Below are 12,987 nucleotides of genomic sequence, written 5' to 3' on the forward strand. Positions count from 1 at the left end.
ACGTCCTGTGTTGACGTTCAGCCCCCGCTGGCGCGCCCGGCGGCTCCCGGTAAGCACTCCCGGTACAATGACGCCTTCGCGCCCGGCCGTCGGCCACGCGCCCTGTCGTGGCTTCCCGATTTTCCGATGAGCAAACCAGCCCTTACCCTCACGTTCAAGTGCACCAAGTGCGCCAAACCCGTCACGCTGTATTTGCAGAAGACGACCGCCTGCTCGCATATCACGCCGTATCAGGGCTGGTGCAAGTGCGGCCAGTTGATGCGTCACGCCACGGGCGACAAGGATGCCGTGGCGTCGTTCGTCGACTCGATGGACCCGCTCTGGTCGCATCACCACCATCATCATCATTGATCTGGGCGGCTCGTCAGCGCCCCAGGGCGCGGCGTTGCCGCCTCAGCGCGCGGCGTTGGCCTGTGAGCGAGCGCCGATCCACGCCAGACGCCGCCGAAGGAACGTCTGTGCCGGTGCTTCCAGCAGGCGATAAACCAGCCGGGCCAGCGCGAACACCACGATCAGATAGGCCACCAGGAACCACGGGCTCATCGCCAGTGTGGCGCTGGACATGCCCAGTGCATTGAGCACGATCACCGTCGTCAGTTGCAGCGGGAAGTGGATGAGATAGCTGGAGTAGGTCGTATTGCCGAGATTGGCGATGGGCGCGGCCAACCGCTCGGGAATCCACGGTTCGATGGCGTGCAGCAACACGATCGACACCGGCGCGATGACCGTGGCCGCGAGATATTTCGTGCCGCCGAAGACGACGCAAACCCCGATCAGACCCGCATACGCCGCGCAGCACAGCAGGACAGTGGCGCGACGGTGCTGCTCGATCACGTTGCGAAATTGCGCGTAGAGCAGATGAACGGCGCCACCCATGAAGAAATAGAAGGCGCAGAAGACGATGTTCGATTCGCTGCCCTTGATCTGATGCTGAATCAGCACGCCCCCAATGGCCGCCGACACGCACATGAGCAGCAGCGTCCACACCATGCCGATACGGCAGAAGCGCGCGAGCAGAAAGAAGGCGACGTAGACCACGATTTCCGTCGAGACACTCCAGACCGGTCCGTTGAAGGAGTCGGTGTAAGGCGTGAGCCATCCGGACGCGAAGATGACGTTGACGAAGAAGTCGTACGGCGTGTTGTACGGATACACGAAGAACGCGTGGTTCTCGCGCACGTAATACGCCTGGAGCAACGCCACGGCGATCAGCGTGACGATGTGAAGCGGATACAGCCGCGAGAAACGGTTCACGAAGAACAGGCCGCCGGAGACCTTGCGCGCCACGATCTTCGACAGATAGCGATTGAAGAAGATGAAGCCGGAGATTGTCCAGAAGACGTTGACCCCGAGCCATCCGAAATCGTAGAACGGGTGCAGCAGCCCGTAGAGCGGCTGCGTGCTGGGAACGACTTCGATGGACGCCGTCTCGGGCCGGAAAAAGAAGTGCTGGTAATGCCAGATCAGAACGGCGAATGCGCTGAAGAAACGCAGGATCTCGATGCCGACCATCCGGCCCTTGGTGCTGCCTGTGCTACCCGTGCTGACTGTGGTGCCGGGGGTGGTACTGCCCATCGAACTTGTTCCTATCCCTTGATGCCTGCGCCGTTACCCAGCAACTTCTGAACCATCTTGAGTCCTTTGCGCACAACGGCCGAGTACAGCTCGGCGCCCTTGAGCACCGGGTCGACGTGCCGCTCGTACGGCTGAATCTCGATGGGGAAATACGGGGACAGCTTGGCAACGACCTGGTCGAGCGGAATCTTCGTGTTGCTCTGAACGACCGCGAAGAGGCCGTCGCTTTCCTGCGCGAAATAGTGCGCGGCGTCCCACTCCTGCATCTTGTCGGCAAACCATACGCTCTCGCTCGCGTGCAGCGTACGTTGCGGCGGCACCGCCGTCGTGTGATAGCGATCGAGCAGGTCGGCGTGCTCGGCGTTGAGCCAGTACAGCGTGTATTCCGTCCAGTCGATGGCGTAGTTCGCGAGCAGCACGCGCTTCCAGTCCGTGCCGTTCACGGCTTCGAGCCGTTGTTGCAACGACAGGCAGAGCGAGCGCGAGAGCGTTGCGGGTGTCCACCACACGCCTTCACGATCGAGATGCGGATCGACGTCGAGCAGTTTGGCCGACGCCTCCCAGTAATACGGCTCGACACTGCGCCCCTTGAGGTGCGTGATCGCACGGCCGTCGACGATCAGCGAGTCATAGTCGAACGCGTGCGTTGCGAAGCAGTCCGGATCGAAGATCAGGAAGTACTCGGTCTCGATCCACTCCGGCGCGTTGATCTTGATGATCTGCTGACGATGCCAGTTACGAATCTGGTGTCGCTGCGAGAACTCGTTGAACGCGCCCATGTACAGCGATTCGTCGATCACTTCGATGGGGAAGTCGGACCACGCCTTGGCGTAGCCGCGCACTTCCTCGACCTCGTCGTGCGGCACGATGATCACGAAGCGATGGAACAGGTCCGGCGTCGTGAAGTGGCGCAACGACGAGAAGAGAATGTCACAACGGCCGATGTTGTCGGCGTAGTGTCTTCCGCGGGTCTTGATCGGCAAAATCGCGCTGATTTGTTGCATGGTGGTCAGGACCGCCGGCTAGAAGAATCGGTAGATGAAGCTCGGAATATACCCTCGACGATGCGTGAGTGCCACGCCGATCAAACGTCCGCCGGCGTCTTCGACCTGTGCCTTGAGCTCGGCGATGACCGGCTTGCGCGTGGCTTCGGCGCGCACCACGAGCAGCGTGGCGTCGGCAAGCGAGGCGTTTTCGATGCCGGTGAACGACTGGCTCGACGGCGGCGCGTGAACGACGATGTAGTCGTGCGACTCGCGCAGCGCGTCGAACAGGCGCGTGACCTGTTGCCACGACGACGGGATCGCCCCGCTGCGCGGCTGTGCCACCACGATGTTGTGACGCTCGACACGCGTAAACGTCAGGTCCGAGAGCAAGGCGGAGTCGGTGGTGTCGGCCGGTATGACGACGTCGGCGCTCGCCGTGCCGCTGCCACCGTTCGACGGCCAGGCCAGCAGGCGCTGCGCATTCGGCTTGCCGTAGACCTGTGAGTCCGGCGTGGATGCGATATCCAGGATCAGAATCGGCTTGTCCGAGCGATGTTCGAGTTCGCTGGTCAGGCCCTGAATGACGGACGGCAGGCCGTCGTTCTTGCCGGCCGAGAGCCCCATGACGACCTTGGCGGGCCGGTCGCTGCTGCTGTTGATCGCGGCGATCATGCGGCCATAAGCCAGATGTGCAGGCCGCCCGTAAGCCGTCTCGGCATTCGCAGCAGCCCCGGTCGTGACGGCACCGGCAGCACCGGCTGCCCCCGCACGCCGGTCGGCACCGAGCAGCACGGGTGCGTTGACCACCGGCAACAGCAGGGCACGTTCGACTTGTTCGGGACTCAGGAACGTCTCGCGCATGCTGGCCAGAATCAGCACCGTCAGCGCGGAGATCAGCAAACCGGCGGCGATCGAGGCGGCAATCAGCAGGCTGGCCGACACACTGCGTTGCGACGGCGGGAACGGCGCCTGGATCACACGCACGTTCGTGCCGTTGATCTGGCTGACCTGACCCTGCTGCACGCGTGCGAGTTCGACCTGACGCGAACGGTCCTTAAAGCTGTCCGCCAGAATGTCGCGGCGCGCCTGCAACTGGCTCAGTTGGCTCGAAACATCGCTCATTCCCTGCAGACGGCTGCGCGTTTCCTTGATTTGCGCGTCGAGTGCGGCCTGCTGTGCGAGACCGCCGGCAATGCTCGCATTGAGCACGGCCAGACGCTCCTGCACCACGTCGTAGTAGTTGTTATGGCCCAGGCGGGTTGCGGTCATCATCTCCTGCTTCTGCTTGGCGATGTTGGCGCGCATGTCGGCAATCTGCTTGTCGAGCTGCACCACGAACGGCGACGTTGCCATGTAGCGCGAAGCGAAGTCGGCACGTTTGTTTTCGAGTTCGCTGAGCGTGCCTTGCAGGGTGTTGATCGCGCGGCTGGTCTCGGAGTCGTCCGTGTAGATCGGGATGGTCGAGCGCACGTCCCTGGTCGAGGCCTGCAACGACTTCAGTTCGCTGCGGTCCTGTGCGAGCTTTGCGTCGGTTTCCAGCTTGCGCTGCTCGAGTTGCGCTTCGAGCATCACGGCGCGCGAGGTCTGATCGTCGATCTTGACGATGCCATGCTTCTTCTGGAAAGCGAGCAGATCCGCGTCGGCCTTGTCGAGCTGCTTGCCCACGTCGTCGCGCTGGCTGACCAGCAGGTTGACGCGGCCCTGCGTGAAGATCGACGCACGCTGACGGAAATATTTGTCGAGCAGACGCGCGAGCGCATCGGCCGCTGCCTTTGGATCGGTATCCGAATAAGTCAGCGTGATGGTGTTCGCGAGATCGTTCTGCTCGATGTGCAGGCGTCGCTCGAAATTCTGCACCTCGCGGTCGATGTCGCTCGCTGTCGCAGTCGGTCCGAGTTTCGACAGGATGACGTCGCGGTGCAGTTCCGGACTCGACAGGATCTGGGCTTCAACGCCGTTGAGCTGTCCGGGCGGAGGTTGTAACGACACACCGCTGTTGGGATTGTTGGTCTGGTCGTAATACCCCGCATTGAGCACAAGCAGCGTGGCTTGTGCGCGATACGGAATCGGCACAAACAGCGCAATCAACACGCCTAGCGCAACGATGACGAGAAACACCGTCGTCGCAATCTTGCGGTAGTAAAAAAACGTGTTGAGGTAATCCCGGATCGTCACGTCAACGACCGCGGCGTGCCTGTCAGGCCTTGTTCTAGTCGTAATTGCCATAGGGATGCAAGAAGCGGAAAGGTTGCCCGGCCATTGTTCATGGTTTCAGGCGCATATCTTACGCAAGAAAGTCCCCGTAAAGTCCCCCTAAATCCCGCATTATCCTAAATCCGACGCTGATTTATCGTGCTTGGCGAGACGACAGAAGTGCACTAGAGTACGGTCGAAACTGTGAAACCACGGCCTAGTGCCATCTGTCCAATGAACATGCTCCGCTCGGCCTGCGTCGTGGTAACGATGACGCTTACGGCCTGCACCCACACCTGGGTCGACACAAAATTCCAGCAACCCGATCGCTTCGCTACGTGGGTCGATTCCACACCGGGTCCGTATCGACTGTTGGTTGGCGACGACATTTCCGTCGTGTTGCCTTTCAACATCGAACTCAACTACAAGGGTCGCGTTGCACCCGACGGCACGGTCGCCATGCCGTTCGCCGGCAATCTGCCTGCTGCGGGTCAGACGCTCACGCAATTCGGTGAAACGGTCAACCGCGCACTGGCCGCGAACAACATGACCGCCAACGCGCACGCGATGGTCGCCGTCACGCAAACCGCTGCGCACGTTTTCGTCGGTGGCGAAGTCGGCAAGCCTGGCGAACTCGCACTCACGCCCGGCATGAGCGTGATGCAAGCGATCATCACCGCACAGGGCCTGCTCGACACGGCCCGCACCGGCGAGATCGTGCTGATTCGCCGCAGCTCGGACGGTCGCCCGATGCTTCGTACGGTCGACGTCAAGGCGCTCACGCAGCAAGGCGATCCGGCGCAGGACATCGTTCTGCAATCGAACGACACGGTCTTCGTGCCGAAGTCGTCGATTGCCGAGGTGGACCTGTGGGTCGACCAGTACATCAACAAGGCAATTCCGTTTAACAAGAACGTGAACTACGACATCAACGGCGCTCGCAGTTACTGATCGTCCGCCACCGGCCGCCACGGAAGTTTCGTGGCGGCCGATGTCGTCAAACTCACCGAGTCTAACCAACGAATTCAACCGCTTCGTGACAGCTGCGCAGCTACCTCTCGATATGAAAAACGCCGCACCCGGCGAAACGACGGACGTTCTGCCGCCCGTATTCGCACCCGGCTTGCCGCGCACCTTTGTCGTTGGGTGTCTCCTGGTGCTATTGCCGTTGTTCGGGCAAACCTTTCACTACATTTCGACGCTGTATCCGTTGTGGGCACTCTCGAAAGCGTTCCCGATACTCACGCTGCCGCTGGTGTTGCGCCTGGGAAGCCAGCCGCGTTTTCCCATGACGCGACAGGTGTTGCTGAGCTTCGCGTGGCTGGTGATGGTGCCGAGTTTTGCGGCCGTCATTTATTTTCACGAGAGTTTCTTCACCAGCCTCACGGCACAGGTGAAGCTGCTGCCGATCCTGTATTTCTTCTCGTTTCTGGCGCTGCTGCTGATGCTCAAGCCCACGCTGAACGAGCTGGGGCGCAGCTTCGTGATTCTGGGCGCGGTGATCGTCGGCGCACTGATCCTGATGTGGCTCGTGGTGCCCGCGAGTTGGTACAAGGAAACCTACGTTTTCGGTCAGGCGCCGTTCTTTACCAACGACAGCCGCGGCCATCGCATCCGGATGTCGATGTATTTTCCGTTCATCCTGTTGTTTTTCTGCTACCGCCGCGCGTTCTTCGAACGAAATTTCCGATACCTCGTCGCCGTCATCATCGGACTGGCGGTGGCATTGCTGATCGTGAAATCGCGTGCACTTGCCATCGGTATCATGGGTGTGCTGGTCATCAACACGTTCGTGTGGGCGCGTCCGCGTGCGCGTATCGGGCTGTTACTCGTTGCACCGGTCGTGCTCGCCAGTATTTTCTCGATGGGGTATCTGGCGACGATCTTCAGCGCCAATGCCGAAACGGGCTTCGATACGCGTCGTATTTCGGCGTTGCTCGCGACCCGCTTCCTCGGTAACGACTGGCTGCGTTGGCTGTTCGGCGTTGGCACGATCAGCCCCGCAAGCGGCGACACCCTCACCACGTACTTCCACCATTTCTTCTTTCTGGCGGACATCACCTGGCTGGGCATCGTTTTCGAGTTCGGACTGATCGGTGCGTTCATCATCCTTTGCCTGCAACTGCGAGGCCTGTTTTTCTACCGGCGCTTGCGCATGGAAGTCGAAGACGATTTCCTCGGGGCACTGTACGACTATCTGGTCTTTGTGCTGCTGGTTTCGTTCTTCTATCCGCCAACGCTCGCGCCGGGCGAGACCGCCGTCATTCTGGCGATCTTCGTCTATATCTGGCGCGTTGGCGGGTTCGACAATCATGCCCATCGTGCCGTCCCCCGGAGTTTCCATGCGCGTGTTGCCGCGCCGTAGTGCGTGTTCCAGACTGATCCAACTGGCGGGCGCCGCCGTGCTGTTGTCTTCCGCCGCGTGCACCAAAGCCACTCCCGGCGGACCGTTGCCTGTCGCGATTTCGGTGGACGCAGCCGCCAACCGGCATCCGATCAATCCGCTGATCTACGGCATCAATTTCGGTACGACGGCGATGCTTCAGGATTTGCGCGCGCCGCTCAACCGTTCGGGCGGTAACAGCGCGTCGGCCTACAACTGGCGGCTCGACGCACGCAACGCGGGCCGGGACTGGTATTACGAGAGCCTGCCGGTCAATCCGGCGGACATCAACGACCAGTTCGGCGACCGGTTCGTCGCGCTGACGCAGGCGGGTGGCGCCGCGCCGATCGTCACCATTTCCATGCTCGGGCGCGTGGCCACGCTCTCACGCGCGCGTGATCGCCTGGCGAGTTATTCCGTCGCCAAGTACGGCCCGCAACAGAACCACGATGTGGACGGCATGACCGATGCGGGCAACGGCATTCTGCGCGACGGCACCCCTGTGGTGAACGATCCGGACGACGCGACGGTGCTCGACGATCCTGCCAGCCAGCAAGCGCGGGTCGCGGCGCTGGTGCAGCAGTTCGGACCGGCGAAGGCGGGCGGCGTGAAGTACTACGCGATGGATAACGAGCCGAGCCTGTGGCAATTGATCCACAACAACTCGCATCCGACAGGCGCGCACGCCAGCGAGATTGCCGCGAAGGTGATCGCGTACTCGCGTGCCGTGAAGGCAGCCGATCCGGGCGCCAAGGTGCTCGCGCCGGAAGAGTGGGGCTGGAACGGTTATCTGTACAGCGGCTTCGATCAGCAGCATTCGATCAGGCACGGTTACGCGCAGGCGCCGGATCGTCTGAACGAAACCGGTGGCATGCCTTATATCCCGTGGCTGCTCACGCAATGGAAGAAGGCCGGTCGTCCGGTCGATATCTTCAGTCTGCACTTTTATCCGCAGAGCAAAGAGTACGAGGAACCGGCAGACGGCAATTCGACGGCCATTGCGCTCATGCGCAATCGGTCCACGCGCAATCTCTGGGACCCGAATTACAAAGACCCGACATGGATCAACAGCGTGGTGGCGCTGATTCCGATGATGCGTCAATGGGTCGACACGTATTACTACCCCGGCACGCCCATCGCGCTCACCGAATACAACTGGGGCGCCGATACGCGGATGAACGGGGCGACGGCGCAGGCCGATATCCTCGGAATTTTCGGACGCGAGAGGCTGGACATGGCGACTCGCTGGGGTACGCTCGATCCGTCGATGCCGGTCTACAAGGCGATCAAGCTATATCGCAATTACGACGGCAAGGGCGGCGCGTTCGGCTCGACCAGCGTCGCCGCAACCGTCCCCGATCCCGATACGGTGTCGGCGTTCGCAGCGCTACGAGAGAAGGACAGCGCGTTGACCGTGATCGTCATCAACAAGCAACTCGATCGCGCGGCGCAGGCCACGATCTCGCTGGCCAATTTCGCCGACGCGGGGACGAGCGAAATCTGGCGACTGGCCGATAACGCGCTCGCGCGCCAGCCCGACGCCACTTTTTCCGGCGGCGAGTTGCATGCGGAACTGCCGCCGCAGAGCATCCAGCTCTTCGTATTGCACAAGCCGGTGAAATGAGATGAGCGAGACGCCCACTCCGCCCGGCAAGACGGGCGCTTCGATGATTCGCGGTAGCGCGATAAGCCTTGGCGTGCGCTTGCTGGATCTGCCGAGCCGCTACGGTTTTCACCTGCTGATTGCGGCCGCGCTCGGCGTCGTCGAGACGGGTAACTTCTACATCGTCTTCAGCACGATGGTGGCGCTCGCGGGCTTCGGGCGTCTCGGCATCGATCAGGCATTGACGCGTCAGTTGGCGATGGACATCGCATCGGGCCGCGCCGGCGACGTTCGCCCGACGATCCGTCGCGCGCTGGGGCATGTGTTCATTGCGTCGACGGCGGTGTCGATCCTGCTGGCCGCTGTGGCGACGCTGTTCGCCAACGACGTGCTGCACAAACCCGCGCTTGCGGTGCCGCTCATGCTCGGCGCACTGTCGTTCATTCCGCAGAACATGGGCGCGGCACTCGCCGGTGCGCTCGCCGGTTTGCAGCGCGTGGGGTTCAGCCAGATGATCTACTCGTGGCTGTGGCCCGCGATTTTCTGCGTGGCGGCCATTCCGTTGATCGCCACGGGACGCCTGACGGTGGCCAATACGCTGATGCTGACTGCCGCGAGTTTTACCATCGCGGCGATTGTCGGGGCGGTACTGCTTCGACGGTTTCTACGCGAAGTGCCTGCGGGGAAACCACACGATGCGATTCCGGGGCTGCTCAAGCCGGGGCTGTCGCTCTTCTCACTGGAACTCACCAAGCTGCTGATTACGTCGGCGCCGGCCATCGTACTGGGTATCGTCGCGTCGTCGCGCGAGACAGGGCTGTTCGCACTCGCGTGGCGTCTGGCGCTGGTCGTCAACATTCTCATCAGCGGCGTGACGGGCATGGCCGCGCCGCGCTTCGCGAGCCTGTACGCGCGTCAGGATCTGCCGGGGCTGGAGCGCAGCGCCGCGCAGGCGATCGGGCTGGTATTGTGCCTGGCACTGCCGGTGACGCTTGGCATGCTGCTCATCCCGCAACATCTGCTGGGGCTGTTCGGTCACGGTTACGACGACGGGGCGAGCGCGTTGCGGGTGCTCGCGCTCGGGCAGATCGCTGCCGCCTGTTTCACCGCGATGCCCGAATTGCTCGGCATGACGGCACACACGCGCGCGCTCATGCGCATCAACGTGGTGTCGGTGGGGGTGCTGTTGCTGGGGCTGGCTGTGCTCACGCCGTTGGGCGGCAGTGTCGGCGCATCGGTCGCGGCGTCGCTGGCGATTGCGGTCAACGGCGCGGCGGCCGCGTGGGCGGGACGCCGATTGCTCGGCGTGGCGCCGTTCTCCACGCTGTGGGCCTGGACGGGGGGACGCGTCGCGCGTCGTTGAATCGTGTGGACGATGGGCGACGTTGGTGCGACACGTCGATACGTGTCGCCGAAGCGCGGCAGTCGATCAGGCGCGGGCGGCTTCCGCCTTGACGGCCTCGCGCCACGGTGTCCACGTCAGGTTGAAAGTCTTTTCGGCGCGACTGGCGTCGAGGCAAATGTCCTGTTGCCAGAGACGGGCGAGCGACGGGGCGAGCGCCGGCGGCAATCCCTTCAGACCGATCTTGCGTCCCGCGATCTCGGCGATCTTGAGCGCGGGTGCGATGAGCTTCGTCTCGATTTTCAGACGTCGCCCCCCGATGCGCTTCACCGGCGTTGCGCCTAACGCCATTGCATAGGCGATGAAGTATTCGTTCCATCGCGGCGCGTTGGCCATCGCCAGGTTGTACGCCTGTCCACCGGCCTCGGGGCGACGCAGGGCGCTCAGCGCGGCTTTCACGACATCGTCGACGTGCACGAGATTGCTGTGTGCGTCGCCTGCCGCACCGAGATCGCCGAGACGGCCCTCGCGCAGCAGTTGCGCGATGCGCGCCGACCACTGCGGACTTCCCCCGCCATAGACACACCCCGGACGCAGGATCGAGACCGTCGGCAGACCCGTGAGCGCCTTTTCGGCGTCCACTTTTGCCATGCCGTAGGGACTCGCGCCCACGAGCGCGGCCGACTCGTCTATCCGGCCCTCGGCAACGCCGTACACCGCCATTGAACTGAAATACACCGCGGGCATGGGTCTGCCGCGTGCATCCAGCGCCTCACGCAGCGCGTGTGCATTGGCCATGATGGTTTCGGGCGAACCCGCGACGCAGTTCACGACGGCGTCGGCCCCGGCGAGTGCTGCGCCCAGCGAGGCGGCGGATAGCGCGTCTACGGCGTGCAGGCCGGCGTCGGCTCGGCGCGACGCCGCGATGGGTTCCGCCCACTCGCTCGCGGCAAGGGCGTTGACGACGTGGCGGCCGATAAAGCCGGTTGCGCCGGTGACAAGGATGCGCGCTTTCATAGGGCGGACGGGATCACGTAGAAGGGGAAGAAATCGGAAGGTTCGGCACGGGCAGGGCAGACACGTTGGCCTGTCCCTGCAAATGCGCTGCGAGCCGCAGGGCCAGCGCCACGATGCTCAGGGTGGGGTTGGCCTGGCCGGACGTCGGGAAGACCGCTGCGCTCGAAATAAACACGTTATCGACCTCATGCAGACGGCAGTCGGCGTCGACCACGCTGGTGAGCGGATCGTCGCCCATGCGGGCGGTGCCGATGTGGTGGCCGCCATAGGCGCCATAGCGGGTCATCTCGGCTTCGACTTCGTTCGGGTCGTACGTGAAGTGACCGACGCCTGTGCGCTCGATCTCTTGCGCGAGTGCTGCCAGCGAACGGGTCACGGTCGCCACGTCTTGCGGCGTGTAGCGCCAGTCGATGTGAATGCGTCGCATGCCCAGGGCGTCGGTTTCGTCGCCCAGCGAGACTCGACTGTGCGCGTAAGGCACCTGCTCGGCGTGGAAATCCAGGCTGAAGCGAAGATTCGCGGGACGCACGATGACCGACGGAAACTTGCGCGCTGCCAGTGTGCGGTTTTTCAGCCAATGGGTGAGAAAGCGCACGGTGTTCGGCGCATCCGTGACGACGTTGCGCGCATGAGCGAGCCAGTTGCCGGCATTGCCGGGGGCATCGCCATAGAGACGCTTGGCGTACTCGTAAGGCACGATGGGGCGCGCCAGATAGAGCGCCGAGAGAATGCCGTTGCCATGCCCCGCGTCGGGAATGCGCGGGTGATGCAGGCGCGCGATGAAGTTGCCCGCGTGAAGTTCGCGTTGCGCCTGCGCCCGCAATGCCAGACGGCGACGACAGTAGATGCCCTCGTCGGATACGTCGTAGCCGTGCCAGACGGATGTCGCGCCCGAGAGATCGAGTGTGCCGATGGTCCCGGCCAGATGGCTCATGTAATAACGGCCGACGACATCGTGCGCATTGCCCAGCCCGCTGCCGCTCGTGCCGGGGCTGTTGAGCAGCAGACGCGGCACTTCGAGGCCGCCCGTCGCCAGCACGTAAGCGCGTGCGGCGACAGTAAAGGGCTTGCCATCCAGCGTTTTCACTTGCGCCGGGCCGACAAGGCGCGTGGCGCCTTCCTGCATCGGCAGACGGCACAGATTGGCATGCTGCACCACGCGCACGCGTCCTTTGGCGAGACGGTTCCGGTAGCGGCTGCCGAAATCCGTCGGACAACTAAATCTCTCCAGTGTGTTCGTCGAAAAAACGTCGCTCTCGAAGTTGCCGATCATCGGCCGCGATGGATTCGACGCGCGGGGAAACGCCTGCTCCGCGGTGTACGCGAATTCACCCGCTTCGCACAGCGCGTTGGCTTGCCCGTACCACGGCATCAAATCGTCGAGCCCGATAGGCCAGCCGCTGTGCGGCAGGTAGTCGCGTGCTGCGAAGTCGATGGGATCGAGCGGCATGCAGCGTCCGCCCCACAGCGTGGTCGAGCCGCCGAAGCGGCGCACGCGGTAGCTGTCGGCAGGCGGATGGAGGCGCGCGTCGGCCACCGTGCCTGTGTAGAGTTGCTGGACGGCGGGCTCCGGTGCGTCGCTGCCGCTCTCGAGGAGGATCACGTCCAGTCCGCTCGCTTCGAGCGCCAGGGCAAGCGTGATGCCGGCGGCGCCTGCGCCTGCGATGCACAGATCGGCTTGCAGGCAGGTATCGGCGGGAATGTCGTGGGCGTCGAGGATCATCGTCTACATCAACCGGCAGCGGGCTCGCGGTAACAAGAGAAATGGACGAAATGGACGGTATCGGGCAGGGCTTGCAGCCGCTGCGATGGTAGCCGATCCATGGCGTGGGGACGACGAATTTCGTCGCCGCTTCGTCGCGAAATACGCGACACGTGATGAAAAGTG

At 63.0% G+C, this 12,987-nt stretch carries 10 protein-coding genes; 5 read left to right on the forward strand and 5 right to left on the reverse strand.

All coding sequences use genetic code 11. From position 1 onward, the window contains the following. Positions 1 to 126: 126 nt before the first annotated feature. Entirely contained in the window at positions 127 to 351 is a 225-nt protein-coding gene (locus tag ACIPHM_RS19690; protein WP_400331802.1) for a hypothetical protein, read from the forward strand. A 42-nt stretch (positions 352 to 393) separates the two neighbouring features. Here the strand turns inward: ACIPHM_RS19690 and ACIPHM_RS19695 are convergent, their stop codons facing one another. From ACIPHM_RS19695 to ACIPHM_RS19705, 3 genes are read right to left on the reverse strand one after another with little or no spacing between them, the layout of a single operon-like run. Then, a complete protein-coding gene (locus ACIPHM_RS19695) occupies positions 394 to 1,575 on the reverse strand; it encodes an acyltransferase family protein (protein ID WP_400331805.1) in 1,182 nt (393 codons plus the stop codon). A gap of 11 nt (positions 1,576 to 1,586) precedes the next feature. After that, entirely contained in the window at positions 1,587 to 2,579 is a 993-nt protein-coding gene (locus tag ACIPHM_RS19700) for a DUF6492 family protein (protein WP_400331808.1), read from the reverse strand. 18 nt (positions 2,580 to 2,597) lie between these two features. Then, positions 2,598 to 4,736, reverse strand: coding sequence for a GumC family protein (locus tag ACIPHM_RS19705; protein ID WP_400331810.1), 2,139 nt, complete (start codon positions 4,734 to 4,736; stop codon positions 2,598 to 2,600). Between the two features lie 252 nt (positions 4,737 to 4,988). Between ACIPHM_RS19705 and ACIPHM_RS19710 the strand changes: the two genes are divergently transcribed. The 4 genes from ACIPHM_RS19710 to ACIPHM_RS19725 all read left to right on the forward strand — a co-directional run bounded on the left by ACIPHM_RS19710 (position 4,989) and on the right by ACIPHM_RS19725 (position 10,103). After that, a complete protein-coding gene (locus tag ACIPHM_RS19710) occupies positions 4,989 to 5,705 on the forward strand; it encodes a polysaccharide biosynthesis/export family protein (protein WP_400331813.1) in 717 nt (238 codons plus the stop codon). Between the two features lie 112 nt (positions 5,706 to 5,817). Beyond that, positions 5,818 to 7,119, forward strand: coding sequence for a hypothetical protein (locus ACIPHM_RS19715; RefSeq protein WP_400331816.1), 1,302 nt, complete (start codon positions 5,818 to 5,820; stop codon positions 7,117 to 7,119). Continuing rightward, positions 7,097 to 8,761: a glycoside hydrolase family 44 protein gene (locus ACIPHM_RS19720; protein ID WP_400331819.1), complete on the forward strand. Its 1,665-nt coding sequence runs from the start codon at positions 7,097 to 7,099 to the stop codon at positions 8,759 to 8,761. Before ACIPHM_RS19715 ends, ACIPHM_RS19720 begins: the two co-directional genes overlap by 23 nt. Position 8,762: 1 nt before the next feature. After that, the gene (locus ACIPHM_RS19725) at positions 8,763 to 10,103 is read left to right on the forward strand and encodes a lipopolysaccharide biosynthesis protein (RefSeq protein WP_400331821.1); all 1,341 of its coding nucleotides are present in this window, start codon (positions 8,763 to 8,765) and stop codon (positions 10,101 to 10,103) included. A 66-nt stretch (positions 10,104 to 10,169) separates the two neighbouring features. On the opposite strand, the gene ACIPHM_RS19730 is transcribed toward ACIPHM_RS19725, so the two are convergent. Then, the gene (locus ACIPHM_RS19730) at positions 10,170 to 11,099 is read right to left on the reverse strand and encodes an NAD-dependent epimerase/dehydratase family protein (protein ID WP_400331823.1); all 930 of its coding nucleotides are present in this window, start codon (positions 11,097 to 11,099) and stop codon (positions 10,170 to 10,172) included. 13 nt (positions 11,100 to 11,112) lie between these two features. Further along, on the reverse strand, positions 11,113 to 12,822 hold the full coding sequence (locus ACIPHM_RS19735; RefSeq protein WP_400331826.1) for an FAD-dependent oxidoreductase: 1,710 nt from the start codon (positions 12,820 to 12,822) through the stop codon (positions 11,113 to 11,115). Between the last annotated feature and the right edge of the window lie 165 nt (positions 12,823 to 12,987).

This window comes from Pandoraea sp. NPDC087047, from assembly GCF_044745225.1.
GTDB lineage: Bacteria > Pseudomonadota > Gammaproteobacteria > Burkholderiales > Burkholderiaceae > Pandoraea.

Coding starts and splice junctions, on each gene's coding strand:
- ACIPHM_RS19725 (WP_400331821.1), top strand. CDS start 8,763: ATGAGCGAGACGCCCACTCCGCCCGGCAAGACGGGCGCTTCGATGATT.
- ACIPHM_RS19690 (WP_400331802.1), top strand. CDS start 127: ATGAGCAAACCAGCCCTTACCCTCACGTTCAAGTGCACCAAGTGCGCC.
- ACIPHM_RS19700 (WP_400331808.1), bottom strand. CDS start 2,579: ATGCAACAAATCAGCGCGATTTTGCCGATCAAGACCCGCGGAAGACAC.
- ACIPHM_RS19720 (WP_400331819.1), top strand. CDS start 7,097: ATGCGCGTGTTGCCGCGCCGTAGTGCGTGTTCCAGACTGATCCAACTG.
- ACIPHM_RS19735 (WP_400331826.1), bottom strand. CDS start 12,822: ATGATCCTCGACGCCCACGACATTCCCGCCGATACCTGCCTGCAAGCC.
- ACIPHM_RS19730 (WP_400331823.1), bottom strand. CDS start 11,099: ATGAAAGCGCGCATCCTTGTCACCGGCGCAACCGGCTTTATCGGCCGC.
- ACIPHM_RS19710 (WP_400331813.1), top strand. CDS start 4,989: ATGAACATGCTCCGCTCGGCCTGCGTCGTGGTAACGATGACGCTTACG.
- ACIPHM_RS19695 (WP_400331805.1), bottom strand. CDS start 1,575: ATGGGCAGTACCACCCCCGGCACCACAGTCAGCACGGGTAGCACAGGC.
- ACIPHM_RS19715 (WP_400331816.1), top strand. CDS start 5,818: ATGAAAAACGCCGCACCCGGCGAAACGACGGACGTTCTGCCGCCCGTA.